15 protein-coding genes and 1 tRNA gene are annotated in these 13965 nt (G+C 70.2%); 6 read left to right on the top strand and 10 right to left on the bottom strand.

What is annotated here, in order from left to right:
- Positions 1-109: 109 nt before the first annotated feature.
- The 4 genes from N5095_RS17505 to gnd form a co-directional block, all read right to left on the bottom strand.
- Positions 110-182: transfer RNA gene (locus tag N5095_RS17505), tRNA-Arg, on the bottom strand.
- 92 nt (positions 183-274) lie between these two features.
- A complete protein-coding gene (locus N5095_RS17500; RefSeq protein ID WP_267624504.1) occupies positions 275-844 on the bottom strand; it encodes a 2Fe-2S iron-sulfur cluster-binding protein in 570 nt (189 codons plus the stop codon).
- Positions 845-966: 122 nt separating this feature from the next.
- On the bottom strand, positions 967-1539 hold the full coding sequence (locus tag N5095_RS17495) for a hypothetical protein (protein ID WP_267624421.1): 573 nt from the start codon (positions 1537-1539) through the stop codon (positions 967-969).
- Between the two features lie 67 nt (positions 1540-1606).
- Positions 1607-2512, bottom strand: a complete 906-nt coding sequence (gene gnd, locus N5095_RS17490) for a phosphogluconate dehydrogenase (NAD(+)-dependent, decarboxylating) (protein WP_267624420.1) — start codon at positions 2510-2512, stop codon at positions 1607-1609.
- 367 nt (positions 2513-2879) lie between these two features.
- On the opposite strand from gnd, the gene N5095_RS17485 reads away from it, so the two are divergent.
- Entirely contained in the window at positions 2880-3290 is a 411-nt protein-coding gene (locus N5095_RS17485; protein ID WP_267624419.1) for a CBS domain-containing protein, read from the top strand.
- Positions 3291-3324: 34 nt separating this feature from the next.
- Here N5095_RS17485 and N5095_RS17480 read toward each other — a convergent pair whose 3' ends face one another.
- Entirely contained in the window at positions 3325-3633 is a 309-nt protein-coding gene (locus N5095_RS17480; RefSeq protein WP_267624418.1) for a DUF7521 family protein, read from the bottom strand.
- A 1-nt stretch (position 3634) separates the two neighbouring features.
- Positions 3635-3976: an ArsR/SmtB family transcription factor gene (locus N5095_RS17475; protein WP_267624417.1), complete on the bottom strand. Its 342-nt coding sequence runs from the start codon at positions 3974-3976 to the stop codon at positions 3635-3637.
- Positions 3977-4078: 102 nt separating this feature from the next.
- On the opposite strand from N5095_RS17475, the gene N5095_RS17470 reads away from it, so the two are divergent.
- Together N5095_RS17470 and N5095_RS17465 are read left to right on the top strand one after the other, a co-directional pair.
- Positions 4079-4999, top strand: a complete 921-nt coding sequence (locus tag N5095_RS17470) for a type II CAAX endopeptidase family protein (protein ID WP_267624416.1) — start codon at positions 4079-4081, stop codon at positions 4997-4999.
- A 24-nt stretch (positions 5000-5023) separates the two neighbouring features.
- Positions 5024-6130 carry an aminopeptidase gene (locus N5095_RS17465; protein ID WP_267624415.1) on the top strand — a complete coding sequence of 369 codons (1107 nt, stop codon included), beginning with the start codon at positions 5024-5026 and terminating at the stop codon, positions 6128-6130.
- Between the two features lie 32 nt (positions 6131-6162).
- Here the strand turns inward: N5095_RS17465 and N5095_RS17460 are convergent, their stop codons facing one another.
- Positions 6163-6861 carry a lipoate--protein ligase family protein gene (locus tag N5095_RS17460; RefSeq protein ID WP_267624414.1) on the bottom strand — a complete coding sequence of 233 codons (699 nt, stop codon included), beginning with the start codon at positions 6859-6861 and terminating at the stop codon, positions 6163-6165.
- Positions 6862-6913: 52 nt separating this feature from the next.
- Here N5095_RS17460 and N5095_RS17455 point away from each other — a divergent pair, with 52 nt between their 5' ends.
- Together N5095_RS17455 and N5095_RS17450 are read left to right on the top strand one after the other, a co-directional pair.
- A complete protein-coding gene (locus tag N5095_RS17455; RefSeq protein WP_267624413.1) occupies positions 6914-7936 on the top strand; it encodes a DUF8155 domain-containing protein in 1023 nt (340 codons plus the stop codon).
- Positions 7937-7985: 49 nt separating this feature from the next.
- Positions 7986-9599, top strand: a complete 1614-nt coding sequence (locus tag N5095_RS17450; RefSeq protein WP_267624412.1) for a SagB family peptide dehydrogenase — start codon at positions 7986-7988, stop codon at positions 9597-9599.
- A gap of 33 nt (positions 9600-9632) precedes the next feature.
- On the opposite strand, the gene N5095_RS17445 is transcribed toward N5095_RS17450, so the two are convergent.
- The 3 genes from N5095_RS17445 to N5095_RS17435 all read right to left on the bottom strand — a co-directional run bounded on the left by N5095_RS17445 (position 9633) and on the right by N5095_RS17435 (position 12524).
- Entirely contained in the window at positions 9633-10136 is a 504-nt protein-coding gene (locus N5095_RS17445) for a DUF4385 domain-containing protein (protein ID WP_267624411.1), read from the bottom strand.
- 69 nt (positions 10137-10205) lie between these two features.
- Positions 10206-10568, bottom strand: a complete 363-nt coding sequence (locus N5095_RS17440; RefSeq protein WP_267624410.1) for a DUF5658 family protein — start codon at positions 10566-10568, stop codon at positions 10206-10208.
- Positions 10569-10802: 234 nt separating this feature from the next.
- The gene (locus N5095_RS17435; protein ID WP_267624409.1) at positions 10803-12524 is read right to left on the bottom strand and encodes an asparagine synthetase B family protein; all 1722 of its coding nucleotides are present in this window, start codon (positions 12522-12524) and stop codon (positions 10803-10805) included.
- Between the two features lie 186 nt (positions 12525-12710).
- Here N5095_RS17435 and N5095_RS17430 point away from each other — a divergent pair, with 186 nt between their 5' ends.
- Positions 12711-13925 carry a sugar-transfer associated ATP-grasp domain-containing protein gene (locus tag N5095_RS17430; RefSeq protein ID WP_267624408.1) on the top strand — a complete coding sequence of 405 codons (1215 nt, stop codon included), beginning with the start codon at positions 12711-12713 and terminating at the stop codon, positions 13923-13925.
- The last annotated feature ends 40 nt before the right edge of the window (positions 13926-13965 follow it).

Raw genomic sequence — 13965 nt, 5'->3', positions numbered from 1 at the left:
GACGAAAGCGGGGGCGTCATGTTCAATAGAGAAACCTCACGTGAGCTGAGCTACTCTTTTATAAACGCCCCTCCGCCGTACGGTGGTTCAAAAACTACACGAAGCGGGACGGACCCGACGGGATTTGAACCCGCGACATCTTGGTCCGGAACCAAGCACTCTGTCCACTGAGCTACGGGCCCTCCTGCTCGACTAAACGAGCCTCTCGCTTAACCGTTGTGAATATCGCCGAAGAAGGCTGGAGAACGGAGAGAGAGAGCCCTGTGCGAACGTTTCAGGGCGCCTTGCCCGTCTCGATAGTGAAGTCGGCCTTCGGGTAGGCCACGCAGGTCAGCGTGTACCCCTCGCCGAGTTCGCCGTCGTCGAGCATCTGCTGGTCGTCGTGGACGACGTAGTCCTCGGAGTTGCCGCCGGAGGTGATCTGCCCGGAACAGGAGACACACTGCCCCTGCCGGCAGGCGTAGGGCATGTCCCAGCCCTCGTCCTCGCCGGCCTCGAGGACCGTCTCGTTCTCGGCGACCTCGATGGTCGCCCCCTCCTTGGTGTACTCGACCTCGAAGAACTCGGCCTCGTCGTCGGGGACGTCCCACGGGCCGGACTCCTCCTCGGCGGCGCCTTCCTCACCCTCCTCGAGCTCTGCGCCCTCGCCGCCTGCGACCGCGCCCGCGGCGACGCCACCGCCGCCGATGGAGCGGTTCATCGGCTCGGGGAAGTCCGTCTCCGCGACCGTCGACGCGCGCTGCTCGAGCACCTCCTGTGAGATGTCCTGCGTCGGGTTCCACCCCGTACCCTTCGAGTAGTGCAGCGCCACGGCGATGGCGACGAGCAGCGCGCCGCCGGCCATGGACACTGGATCGATGACGGGTGCCATTGACGGTGCTTCGGAGTGCTGGTTTAACAGGATTGTGATTGGGTCCAACCCGGAGACCGAACGTCCAGGACAAAGCGGTCGCCTACGCTCGCCGTTCACCCGCCGGTGCCGTTCGCCCAGACGCGTCGCGGTTCGTCGCGGCCGACCCCGTCACACGTCGATTCGAGCGGGCTCGTGAGGCTGGCCGAGCAGCCGACCAGCTCACCATCGTTGAACCACAGAACTTCGGTCCCGTGCGCGTCCGGGACGAGCCCCTCGTCGCTCCCGCCGTGCGGTTCGAGGGCGACTCGGTACACCACGCCCGTCTCACAGCTCGTGTTCGCCGGGCCGTCGTGGTGGGAGTCGACGTCGACGTGGAAGACGCTGAGGTCCGCGCCGGCGGGCGAAGTTCGCCGGACCTGCACCGAGAGGTTCGCGTCGGTGTCCGCCGTTCGGATGAAGGCGGTCCGCGAGTATCCGCCTCCACCGGTCGAGCTGTGGACGGCGTTCCCGACCTGCTCCTCGCAGCCGGCGTCGAGGCGTTCGAAGGAGGTGACTCGCATCTCCGACGGCCCGGTGTGGTCGGAGAAGCCGGGGAGAGCGTTCACGGACGGACCGAGCACGGCGCCGACGGTGACGCCGACGAGGAGGACCAGGAGGAGCCGTCTGCCGTTCGGTTCGGAGACCATGCCGGACAGTTCAGACGACCGACGGATAATCGTGTCGCCGTCTCCGCCTCTACGTCCGCCGTGATGCCTACTCCTCCCGCCGCGCGACCTCGTGTCGTCCGAACCCGTATCGCAGTCGGTTCGCCAGCCGCCGCGAGAACCGACCCTCCTTCGGCGACCGACTGCCGAAGCGCTCGCCCAGCGCGGCGTAGATGAGCGGCACCGGCACCTCCTGCTCGAGCGCCTCCTGGACCGTCCACGTTCCGGTCGACCCGCCGCGGACCTCGTCGGCGACGGTCCCCAGGCTCGACCCCTCCTCGCGGAACGCCTCCTCACAGAGTTCGAGGAGCCACGACCGGATGACGGCGCCGTTGTTCCAGGTTCGAGCCACCGACTCCATGTCGAGGTCGTACCGGCCCTCGTGGAGCAGTTCGAACCCCTCGCCGTAGGCCTGCATCAGGGCGTACTCGACGCCGTTGTGGACCATCTTCACGTAGTGGCCCGACCCCGCGGGCCCCATCCGGTCGTGGCCGTCCGGCCCGGTCGCGACGGCGTCGAACACCGGCGTCAGCTCGTCGTAGGCCCACTCGGGGCCGCCGACCATCAGCGAGAAGCCGTGTTCGGCGCCGGCCGGGCCGCCCGAGGTCCCGCAGTCGAGGTACGCCGCGTCCAGACGCTCGGCCCGGCGCGTCGAGTCCTCGAAGTGGGAGTTTCCGCCGTCGACGACGACGTCGTCGGCGTCGAGGTGGGGTTCGAGGTCGTCGAGCGTCGCGTCGACGGCGTCGCCGGCGGGTACCATCAGCCAGATGCGCTTCTCGTCGTCGAGCGCCTCGACGAGGTCGGCGATGGAGTCGGCGCTGTCGGCGCCGCGCTCCTCGGCGGCCGCGGTCGCCTCCGCGGAGAGGTCGAACGCGACCACGTCGTGGCCGGCGTCGAGGGTGCGCTGTACGACGATCTGTCCCATCCGTCCGAGGCCGATGACGCCCAGTTGCATGCTCGTCGCTGTCGGCCGCGGGGGCGTAGTGGTTGCGGTTCTCTTGGGTGTAGTTGTACGGGTAGACTTCTGTCGTGGCGACCCGAGAACACGATGTATCCGTCCGACTGCCTTCGGAAGCCCCCGGCCGCTCGACCCGCCGCGGCTCGCTGTGCTCCTCGGCCTCCGGCCTGCGGTGCTTGCGTCGCCGGGGCGGGTTCGACCGCCCGGCCCCTTCCGGAGCCCCACCCGCGGCGGCCGTCCGGTCGGTCGTCGATAGCGGTCGTTCGGCGGGTCGCCGCCGGCGGCTGTTCGGCAGGTCGTCGGCCCGCGTCGTCCTTCGCCCACCGGAGGTGGATTTAGGACCGTCCGTGTCGTCTCGACACTCATGCGACTGGGGGACCTCGCGGGCGACGACGTACCGACCGCCGGGCCGGAGACGACCGTCGGCGAACTGACCGCCGCGATGCGAAACCGGGGCGTCGACAGCGTCGTCGTCCTCGACGAGGGGACGCCACTGGGGCTCGTTACTGCGGCGGACGTGGGCCGGGTTTACGTCGAAGGCGAGGTGCTCGACTCGCAGGCAGTGGCCGACCTCCTCCCGGAAAACCCGGTGACGCTCCGGGAGGGTGCCGACCTCCCTGCCCTCCTCGCGGAGTTCGAGGCGACCGGCGCGCGCGAGGCGGTCGTCGTCGACGACGCCGGCGAGTACGTCGGGGTCGTCACGCTCGGCGACGCGCTCGTCGCTTTCGGCGAGGAACTGAGTGAGGTGCTGGCGCTGTTCGAGGGGTCGGACTGAGTCGGCCCCGACCGGGTCGGTGGGGTCCGTCGAATCAGTCGGTTCGGAGCCCGTAGAGGATGCTCACCAGTCCGGCCACCTCCGACACTTGCGTCACCACGCCGGCGGCCACCTCCGGAACGCCCGGGACGAGGAGGTAGGTGCCGCCCACGAGCGCCGGCACGCCGAGCACGAGGACGAACCCGAGGCTGACGAACAGCATCGGCCGGGCGCCGTTCTGTCGATACCCCCTGTAGGCGATGTAGGCGATGGTGAGTCCGAGGAGGACGCTCAACACCTCGGAGGCGCCGACGGCGAGTTCCAGCGCCGAGAGCCCCTCGAACTGGAGTGTGAGACCGACCATGCTACCACGACCGCACGATGTCGGTGAATCGGTCGGCCATCCCCGTCTGCCGGTCCAGTTCCACGTCGACGCCCTCGGCGGCGAGTTCGAAGGCGATGCGGTCCACCGTGGCGGCGTAGATGCCGTAATGGTGGCCCTCGGCGTCGATGCGGGTCCGCTCCTCGATTAGCTCCTGTTCGCGGAGCGTCTCCAGGCGCCGGTAGACGGTCGGCTCGGAGACGCCACAGGCGTCGGCTAACTCGCTCACGGATAGCGCCTCCTCCTGTGTGACGACGAGAATCGTGCGCGAACAGTCGTCCTCGATGGCGCCGGCGAGCGCCGCGACGTCGTGCCCATCATTCACTGCACGGGGTGTCTCGGTCTGCGGTACTTAAACAGGGGGGACCGCTTCATCCCCTGAAGCCGTGGCTCCGGCTACAACGTCCCCCGGTGCCACCGTCGAACCATGTCGTCCCCGACCGCCCGCCCGGACTCCGCACAACCCGCGCCGTCCGCCGACTGGCGCGCCGTCGCATCGTTCGTCGCGCTCACGTTCGCCTTCTCGTGGGCCGTCTGGCTCGTCGGCTACCGCGTCGTCGGCGACGGGCCGGCGACCACCCTCGCCCTGTTCGTCGGCGCGTTCGGCCCGGCCGTCGGCGCGGTCGCTCGGCTCCGACTGGAGGGCCGGTCGGTCCGTTCGTGGGCCCGCCGACGCCTACGGTTTCGGGTTCCCGCCCGGTGGTACCTCGTCGCCGTCGCGGTTCCGCTCGTCATCGCGGCGGTCCACACCGTCGCCTTCGTCGCACGCGGCGTCCCCCTCGACCCGTCGGCGCTCGTCGCCCGACTCCCCCTGATCGCCGTCGGCATCGTCGTGACGGCGCTCGTCGGCGGCGGCCAGGAGGAGTTCGGCTGGCGGGGGTATCTGCTGCCCCGCCTCCAGTCCGCCGTCGGCCCGCTCGCGGCGAGTCTCGTCGTGGGCGTCGTCTGGGCGCTCTGGCACCTGCCGCTGTTTGTCCTCCCCGGGGCGTACAACTGGGGTAGTCCGTTCGCCCTCTACGTCCCCGTCGTCGTCTGTCTCGCCGTCGTCTTCACCTGGCTGTGCAACCGCGTCGGCGGCGCGCTCCCCGTCCTGATTCTGCTCCACGCCGTCGTCAACAACGCCGCCACGGTGACGCCGGTGCCGCGGACCGCCTTCGCGGGCGTGACACCGACCGTCGAGTACGCCACGCAGGCCGTCGGCGCGCTCCTCGTCGTCCTCGTCGTCCTCGCGGTCGACGGGGTCGACCTGGGAAGGGACGCCGGCGCCGACGACCCGGCCCGACCGGAGACGGACGCCGAGTCGGCGACGGCGCCCGGGTCGGAGTCGCCGGGAACTACCCAGGCTTAAGTTCGTGTCGGCGGTATCGCGCCCATGGACCCACGCGTTCGCGAGCACGCCGACGTGCTCGTCGACTGGAGTGCGCGCATCGAGGCCGGCGACGACGTGGTCGTGAGCGTCGGCGAGGGCGCCCACGACCTCGGTGTCGCGGTCGCGGCAAAACTCGGCGAAGTCGGCGCCAACACCGTCACGACCTACGCCTCCGAGGAGATGGGCCGAGCGTACCTCCGCGCCCACGACGGCGACTTCGGCGAGTCGCCGGCCCACGAACTCGCGCTGTACGAGAACGCCGACTCGGTGCTCTTTCTCGGCGGCTCCCGAAACACCACCGCGACGGCCGACGTGCCCGCCGAGACCCGACAGGCGGCCGCCCGGTCCAGCGAGGCCGTCCGCGAGGCTCGGATGGCCACCGACTGGGTCAGCACGCTCCACCCGACCCGCGCCCACGCCCAGCAGGCCGGGATGGCCTTCGAGGAGTACCAGGAGTTCGTCTACGACGCCGTCCTCCGCGACTGGGAGTCCCTCGCCGACGAGATGCAGGAGTTGAAGGAGGCGCTCGACGACGGCAGCGAGGTCCGGCTGGTGAAAGAGAGCGACGACACCGACCTCACGATGTCCGTCGAGAACCGGACCGCGGTGAACTCCGCCGCCTCGGTCGCCTACGACTCCCACAACCTCCCCAGCGGCGAGGTGTTCACCGCCCCCGAGGACACCGAAGGCGAGGTGTTCTTCGACGTGCCGATGACCATCCAGAGCACGCGCGTGCAGGGTGTCCGGCTCGTCTTCGAGGACGGCGAGGTCGTCGACCACGCCGCCGAGACCGGCGAGGACGCCCTGACAGAGGTACTCGACACCGACGCGGGCGCCCGCCGGTTGGGCGAACTCGGCGTCGGGATGAACCGCGGGGTCGACCGCTTCACCGACAACATCCTCTTCGACGAGAAGATGGGCGGCACCGTCCACCTCGCGGTCGGCCGCGCCTACGACGCCTGTCTCCCGGAGGGAGAGGAGGGGAACCGGAGCGCGACCCACGTCGACCTCATCACGGACATGACCGAGGAGGGCACCCGGATGGAGGTCGACGGCGACGTGATTCAGCGGAACGGGCTGTTCCGGTGGGAGGACGGGTTCGAGGCGTAGACCACCCCGGACGACCGTCCGTCCGGACCGACTCAGCCGCCGTCGACGTACTCGACCGTCTTCTCACGCGTAGCGACGAACGCGTCTTCGAGCGCCGTCCGGACCGCCCCGGGGTCGCCCGGACCGCCCGCATCCGCGACGGTCCCGACCGACTCGGGGTCGAAGTCGACGCCGAGTTCACCGTACACGGCCTCGAGGACGTCCTGGAGCGCCGCCCGGTCGGCCACCAGGACACAACCCGCGACGAGCGCCGCGCCCTGTCGCACGCGTTGGGCGACCCCGACGAGCTTTCCGCCCGGCGGGGTCGTCGACCGAATCGAGTGGTCGCCGGGGCAGAACGAGTCCGCGGGTTCACCCCGCTCGGCGTCGACGCCCATCCCGCGAAGGGCTCGGAGGACCGTCTCGGTCGCCGATTCGTACCGGTCGTCGATTCCCCGACGCTCGTCGGTGATAGGGACGGCGTGGGCGAACGCGAGCGTGGTCTCACCGGTGTAGGCTACCGCCCGCCCGCCGACGCTGCGTTCGAGTGGGACGAAGCCGCGTTCCCCAGCCGCCCGCTTCGCCGCCTCGAACCTCGCCTCCCGGGCGTCGCGCCGGCCGAACGCGACCTGCCGGTGGGGCGCCCAGACGCGGAGCGCGGGCTCGCCCGTCTCGGCGGCGTCGACGACGAGGCTGGCGGTGACCGCCCGGTCGTCTTCGGGGTCGGTGCCACGACCGCGTACGACGCGCATTGGCCCGAGAACGTGCCGACGCACCTAAGCCTGCCCGATTCCGAGGCGGGGTATGGACGACCCGGCCGCCGGCGACGACCCGGTCCCATCCCCGTCGACCGCCGGCTCCGACGCGCTCTCCGTCATCCTCCCGGGCGACACCGTCGCCCGCTATCGGAAGTTCTCGCTGTACAACTCCCCGTACCCGGCCCACGACCGCGGCTGTGCGGTCGACCTCTACCCCGAGTCGAACGTCGGCGTCTCGCCGGTCGCGGGTGTCGTCCGCGACACCCGGACGGTCCGCTGTCCCGACCGGCCCTACGCGGTCGACCACGACCACCTCGTCCTGGTCGACGTCGACGTTGAGGCGTCGGGGATTCGCGTCGGCGGCGGTTCGGAACCCGAAGACGGGCTCGTCGCCCGCATCCTCCACGTCGACCCCGACGCCCCGAACGGCGTCGAACCGGGCGACGAGGTGGCCGTCGGCGACCCGCTCGGCGAGATGGTGCGCTCGGGGTTCTTCGGCCAGTGGGTCGACAACCACGTCCACCTCGGCTTCCGCGCTCCCGACCGAAACCCGTACCGCGCGGCCGGGTCGCTCCCGCTCGCGGTCGACGCCACCGTCGAACCCGTCACCTGGGACGGGACGGGGACGGTCGTCGAGACGGGGGCCACCCACGCCGTGCTCGACGCGCCCGCCCACCCCGCGGCTGGTTCGAGTGGCACAGCCGCCTTCGCCGCAATTGCGGCCGACGACGGATGCGCGCTCGACGGCGGGCTGGCTCACTATTCGGCGGGCGGCCTCCTGTCGGGTGCCGGTGCGGTCGAGGAGGTCGAGGGGGTCGTGGCGGGCGACGCCGGCGACCCCCGGCCCGTCTCCCTCCTCGGCCACGAGGTCGGCGTCGCACACGGGCGCGACGTGACCTGGGGTGACGTGGCGCTCTCCGCCGGCGACCAGCCCCTCGTGGGACTGTCGCTGTTCGCCGGACGTGACGCACTCGGCGCGAAGCTCGTCGCCTTCGACCACGGGTTCGCCGTCGGCGACGAGGTGCGGGTCCGAATCGAGCCGACCGACGACCCCGTGCGGCTGGACTGAGACGGGAGCCGCCGCGACGTTTTTGGCTCGAGCGACGCGATTCGGGGTCATGTCCGGGCTCCCCGCCATCGAGTACCACGAGCGCACGAAACACTCGCCGGCGTCGGTTCGCGAGGGCGACTTCAGCCTCGACTTCGAGAACAAGCCGCTGCCGTTCGAGCGGTACACGTCGCTGCCGTCGCGCGACCTGGCCGGCACCATCCGACCGACCCAGCAGCCGGCCCTCGCCGCGGTGGCGGAGCCGACGGCCGACCCGCTCGCCGGCTGTGCACAACCCCGGCCCGGCCTCGACGAGGACCTCCTCTCGCAACTCGCGTACTACTCTACTGGCATCGTCGAGGCCCGTTCGGGGGACGATGCGCGGGACGCCGGTGCCGAAGGCGCGTCGACCGACTGGGAGCGCCTCCGGGAGCGCTACGACCGCCTGTTCGCCGCGGCCTCCTGCACGGGGAAGCTGTACCACGTCGACTGCTACTTCGTCTGCGGCGACGACGCGGGCGTTCCCGCCGGCGTCTACCGCTTCGACCCGCCGAACTACGCCTTCGACGTCCTCCGCGACGGCGACTTCCGGGGGGTGCTCGCCGAGGCGACTGGCGGGTACGAGGCCGTCGCGAACGCCCCGGTCACCCTCGTGACGACCTCGACGTGGTGGCGGAACGCCTGGAAGTACCGCGAGCGGACGTTCCGACACGCGTTCTGGGACTCGGGGACGCTCCTCGCGAACCTGCTCGCGACGGCCCACGGTCTCGACCTGCGGGCGGAGGTGGTCACCGGCTTCGCGGACGGCCCGGTCGCCGACCTGCTCGGCGTCGACCCGGCCGAGGAGGCGCCGCTCGAACTCGTCCCCGTCGGGCAGGGGAGCCCCGCTCCGGAGCCGCCGGCTGTCGACCCAATCGACCCCGAGACGCTCCCGCTGTCGCCGGACCCGGTCGACTATCCATCGATTTACGAGGCTTGGAACGCAGGGGTGCTCGACGAGGGCGGGACCGCCGCGACGTGGCGAGAGCGAGGGTCGGGTCGGGCCGACGCCGGCGACCGCTGCAGTCCTCCAACCGTCGCTGGCGACCGCTACCCGCTCGACCCGGTCGACCACGCGTCGGCGGCGAAAACCCCGCTCCCGCGGGCCATCCGCCGCCGACGTTCCTGTCGGGAGTACGACCGCGAGTCGCTCTCCTTCCGGAAGTTCTCGACGATTCTCGACCGGGCGACCCGCGGCGCCCCGATGGACGTACGCGGCGTCGACGACCCGGCGCTGTCGTTCGTCACGCCGTACCTCGTCGTCCACGACGTGGAGTCCCTGCCGTCCGGTGCCTATCGGTACCACGTCGAGGACGGCGAACTCGAACTGCTCCGCGAGGGCGAGCTCCGCGAGGAGTCCGCTCACCTCGCGCTCGGGCAGGAGTGGGCCGGGACGCCCGCGGCGAACGTCTACTTCCTCGCGAACCTGGAGCGGGTCGTCGACCGCCTCGGCGACCGCGGCTACCGCGTCGCACAGCTGGAAGCCGCAATCGCCGGCGGCCGGTTCTACCTGGCGACGTACGCCCACCGCGGACTGGGCGGCACCGGTCTGACGTTCTTCGACGACCCCGTCACCGAGTTCTTCGGCCCCGCGGCCGCGAGGACGACGCCGATGTTCCTCTACGTGTTCGGACACGCGGCGTGAGTTCCGGTCACCCTCCACACGCCCCACCGTCGCTCACCCGTGGCGCTCGCGGTGTTCGTCGCGCGCCTCGACGTACGTCTCGTCGGCCTCGACTAGGTCCCACCAAGCCTCGTAGACGAGCGCCGCCTCACGCTTGTCGTGGTCGGCCCAGTGTTCGGGGTCGCGTTCGGTCCCGTCGTCTTCGTACTTCTGCCCGCCGGGGTACCGGGCGTAGCGCATCGCCCGGGTGTACCCCATCTGGAGGTACTTGCGGGCCATATCCATCCCGACGAAATCGTCGGCGTCGCGATACTCGCGGAACTGCCGGTAGATGGCTTCGCCGGCTTCGTCGGCCGTCCCCCTGTCTGCGTACCCCCACAGGGGCAGGAGTTCGCTCTTGTACGGCTCGACTTTGAAGACGCCCTCCTCGCCCCGGCCGACCTCGTACGACTCGGGGTGCTCGCGGAAGTCGACGTCGTACTCGGGGCCGTCGCCGTCCTCGCGGTCACCGTCACGGTTCCTCCCCTCGCGGTCGCCGTCCTCGTCGGGTTCGCTCACGTGCCGAAGTCGGCCGGGGAACGCCTCGGTCTGTCGGCCGCGGAGCCGGTAACGCCCCGGACGACCCGCTCAGGCCAGCCCGCTCGCGACGAACAGGACGTACACGTTCCAGGCGACGACGAGTCCGCCGAGCAGTGCCAGTCCGAGGGGGACGCCGACGCGAATCTCTCGCGGCGCGGCCCGGTAGAGACCGTAGAACACGCCGATGACGGCGAGCTTCAGTGGGACGAGCACCCACACTCCGTGGGTCGCGACCAGCCGGCCGACGAGCGGGTGGGCCTCGACCGCCCAGCCGGTGAGCAGGCCGACGAGCGTGAGGAGGAGGTCGCCGACGCCGAACAGCGCGACGGCGACGAGCCACCAGTCGCGGTGCGGTGCGTCGTCAGCCGTCCACCGGAGGCGTTCGGCCGCCGAGAGGTGTTCGCTGGACATACTCCCCTCGTGACACCCGAACGGGTTTGTTATGGACCGGAATCTCGCCGGCTGGTCGCGGCTTCACCGCACGTAAGCACCCGTTTCCGCGTGATGGGCCGCCCCGCGGCGAACCGTCGGTTACGTCGCCCTCGCGGACGCCCTCGGCGTCTGGACGACCCTGACACCCCGGCTGCCGCGCTCGACGCACCCGACACCGACGCCGTGTGGCCGAAGGCTCGGTCGCCGCCGGGGTCAGGTCGAGGGACGCTCGCCGCGGTCCATCGGCACCTCCCCGACGAGGACGTCGAGCAGTTCGTCCCCCGCTGTTGCGGACGAGCCGACGACGGAGTCGACCCAGATGTGCAGGTCAGCGAGTCTGAGTTTTATCCGCGTCGGCAGGGGGTGGACCCTCTCGTGGGCGGCGAACAGCGTTCGGTCGAGACCTCTTCGCGCGTAGAGGTCGTCGCGGTCGGGCCAGGGCGAACCGAACGTCCGGAACCCGGGGAGGTTCGCCCGGAGGAACCGCTCGATCTCGTTGAGCCGGTAGGACCGGTGGGGGCGGTCCGGGGGGTCGTGGAACAGGATGTCCGGGTCGACCCGTTCCAGCGCGTCGAGGAACGTCGGCAGGTTCCGGTGCTCCGGCGGCGTCTTCAGGTGCCACTCCAGCAGGTCCCGGTCGACGGCGACGAAGCTCTCGACGTAGCGGTCCGCGAGGTGGATTCGAAACGGGAGCGTCGGCTTCTGCCGGACGGCGACCAGGTCGATGGCGTTGTAGGGGTCGTCGGCCCGTTCGAAGCTCCGTTCGTACGCACCGCCGATGGTCTCGCGGGCGAACGCCTCCGTCGCCGTCGACGAGACCGGTCCGGGGTCGGGGTACGCCCCGCTTCCCAGTCCGCCGAACTTCGCCGCGAGGTGGAGCGGGGCGTCCGGGTTCGGGTCGAGACCGTCGAGCGGGAGTGACCGGCCGAACAGGTCGAGGGTCCGGTCCGGGAGAAAGTACCCCCGAAAGAGGGTGTCGAACAGCATCCCGTGGTAGACGTTGTCGACCTCGATGTCGTCGTCGTTCCCGCGGTGATGGATGTGTACCGACTCCCGGTGGCCGTTCGTGTACTGGATGACTTCGGGACTGAGGGTCAGGTAGTCCTCGGTCACGGGGAGCGTCTCGTGGTCGATGCCGTACTGCGCCGCGATACGTCTCGAGACGCGCACCTCGTCCGCCGCCGAGTCACCGAGGGTGTACCCCACGTCGAAGCCCGGGTGAGCGGAGAGGAGGACGCGGGAGTCGTACCCCGCCGAGAGGAGGAGTCCGTCGCGCCCGGGGAGTCCGACGCGGCGCTCGACGGCACGTTCGAGTCGGTCCGCCAGTTCCTGGGCGTAGTCGAACTCCGCCGGGGGCTGTGGGTCGTACACGAAGCGACGGCACGCCCCGGTGTCGTCGGCGGTGAGGTACCCGTCGAAGGGGACGCGCTCGAGCCGCTCGAAGGGGGTTCGGTCGCCGAAGGTGATGCCGAAGTGGACGAACTCCGACAGCGCGCGCCGGTCGAGGACGGGGTCGTCGAGGGTCCGTGCTACACGGGCGGCGTCGCTTCCGAAGACACGGACCCCCGGCGCGTCGGTGTAGTAACACTCCCACGAGCGGACGGGGTCGGTCACGAGCGTCGCTCCGTCGCCCCGGTCGACGAAGGCGAGATAGGATCCGTTGAGTTCACCGAACGCGTCGGTGCCGACCGCGTCGAGCCGGTCGAGCAGCCACTCGGCGGCCGAAACGCCCGCCCTCTCGATGACCTCCCCCCAGAGGACACAGGTGCCGTCGCCGCCGGTGTAAACGCTCGTCCGGTTCTGAAGTCCCTGTGAGGCGTCTTTCACCCCGACGGTCGCCTCGTCCGTGGAGACGACGGTGTCGAATCGGTCGGAATCGTCGAGACTGTCGAAGGTGGTGCGGTCGCCGAAGACGCCGAAGAGTTCTCGTTGCATGGCCGACGGTGCGCGGGACGCGGGCATCACCGTCCCCCGGTTGAACCCTCCTACGCGTTCCGGCGAGCCTACTCCGGCGACACAATTGTAAGTATCGACATGCGACGCGGTACGGGTCGGATATCACTACCACCCGCCGCCCCGGTTAAGCCAACGTTGAAGGGCCGTAGCGCCGAACGACGACCAGTGATAGACGCTGTGATGCGGGCGGCCTACTCGGCCGGACAGCCGCTCTACAGGCGGGTGAAGGCGGCGTATCCGGAACTCGGCCGACGGGCGAGCGTCCTGCTCGGGATGCTCCGGTACGAACTGACTACCGGTCCCACCGTTTCGATACCGCTCGGTCGTCGCCTCTGGCTCTGGCGCGAGGGGTTCACGAGTCGTGCCGACGGGTTTCTCGACCTCTCCCCGGAGCGCCGCCACCGGTATCTCTCCGAGTACCAGGAGGGACTGACGTACCGCATCAACGGCCGCTGGAAGGCCGTCCTCGACAACAAGTTGAGCGCCCACGCGCTGTTGCTCCCCTTCGAGGAGCATCTGCCGGCGCTGTTCGGTCTCCTCGACGGGAATCGGATTCAGCGATACCCCGCTTACGAGCAGGGGAAGGGGGGACCGACCCCGTCCGGCCGGAGCGGTGAAGCGGCCGACGGGGGCACCGAGTCGGTCGACGCCGTGGAGTACATCGACGCGCTGCTCGACGCGGGTGTGCCGGTCGTCCTGAAACCGCTGTTCGGAGCCGGTGGAAAAGGCGTCTACGTCGTCGAGTCTGGCGGGGCGACCGACGCGACCGACACACCCGGCCGCTATCGGGTCAACGGCGACGACCGGACGGAGGCGGAGTTCACGGCGCTCGTCGACGGACTGGAGGAGTACGTCGTCCAAGAGTACGTCGAACAGTCGGCGTTCATGGACGAACTCTACCCGGAGTCCGCCAACACGGTCCGGTTCGTGACGATGTGGGACTACTCGACCGGGGAGCCGTTCATCGCTTGGGCGCACGTCCGCATCGGGTCTCCGGCGTCGGCTCCCCTCGACAACATCTCGCGCGGCGGACTGCAGGCGGGTGTCGACGTGGAGACGGGAGAACTGCTGTACGCCGCCGACATCGGCGACAAGGTACCCCCCATCGGCGTCGACTGGTACGACGACCATCCGGCGACGGGCGAACCCATCGTAGGGCGGACGGTCCCGGGGTGGGACGACCTCGTCGCGGAGGTCCGCCGGATGGCGGCCGGACTGCCGCAGTGTCCGTACCTGGGTTGGGACGTGCTCCCGACCGACGACGGGTTCCGGGTCGTCGAGGTGAACGCGAGTCCCGGGATGCTCAACACGCAGGTGAAACGTCAGTTCATGACCGACCCTCGGGTACGGCGGTTCTACGAGCACCACGGCGTCCTCTGAACCGGCACCCGGCACCGACCGACGGCTACAAGCCGCCGCT

Origin of the sequence: Halobium salinum, assembly GCF_026586625.1 — an archaeon.
Taxonomy (GTDB): Archaea; Halobacteriota; Halobacteria; order Halobacteriales; family Haloferacaceae; genus Halobium; species Halobium salinum.
This window is presented reverse-complemented; position numbering and strand designations above follow the sequence as displayed.

What these genes read in the sequence shown, in the direction of transcription:
- N5095_RS17500 (WP_267624504.1), bottom strand. Translation starts at nt 844, where the DNA reads ATGGCCGGCGGCGCGCTGCTCGTCGCCATCGCCGTGGCGCTGCACTAC.
- N5095_RS17495 (WP_267624421.1), bottom strand. Translation starts at nt 1,539, where the DNA reads ATGGTCTCCGAACCGAACGGCAGACGGCTCCTCCTGGTCCTCCTCGTC.
- gnd (WP_267624420.1), bottom strand. Translation starts at nt 2,512, where the DNA reads ATGCAACTGGGCGTCATCGGCCTCGGACGGATGGGACAGATCGTCGTA.
- N5095_RS17485 (WP_267624419.1), top strand. Translation starts at nt 2,880, where the DNA reads ATGCGACTGGGGGACCTCGCGGGCGACGACGTACCGACCGCCGGGCCG.
- N5095_RS17480 (WP_267624418.1), bottom strand. Translation starts at nt 3,633, where the DNA reads ATGGTCGGTCTCACACTCCAGTTCGAGGGGCTCTCGGCGCTGGAACTC.
- N5095_RS17470 (WP_267624416.1), top strand. Translation starts at nt 4,079, where the DNA reads ATGTCGTCCCCGACCGCCCGCCCGGACTCCGCACAACCCGCGCCGTCC.
- N5095_RS17465 (WP_267624415.1), top strand. Translation starts at nt 5,024, where the DNA reads ATGGACCCACGCGTTCGCGAGCACGCCGACGTGCTCGTCGACTGGAGT.
- N5095_RS17460 (WP_267624414.1), bottom strand. Translation starts at nt 6,861, where the DNA reads ATGCGCGTCGTACGCGGTCGTGGCACCGACCCCGAAGACGACCGGGCG.
- N5095_RS17455 (WP_267624413.1), top strand. Translation starts at nt 6,914, where the DNA reads ATGGACGACCCGGCCGCCGGCGACGACCCGGTCCCATCCCCGTCGACC.
- N5095_RS17450 (WP_267624412.1), top strand. Translation starts at nt 7,986, where the DNA reads ATGTCCGGGCTCCCCGCCATCGAGTACCACGAGCGCACGAAACACTCG.
- N5095_RS17440 (WP_267624410.1), bottom strand. Translation starts at nt 10,568, where the DNA reads ATGTCCAGCGAACACCTCTCGGCGGCCGAACGCCTCCGGTGGACGGCT.
- N5095_RS17435 (WP_267624409.1), bottom strand. Translation starts at nt 12,524, where the DNA reads ATGCAACGAGAACTCTTCGGCGTCTTCGGCGACCGCACCACCTTCGAC.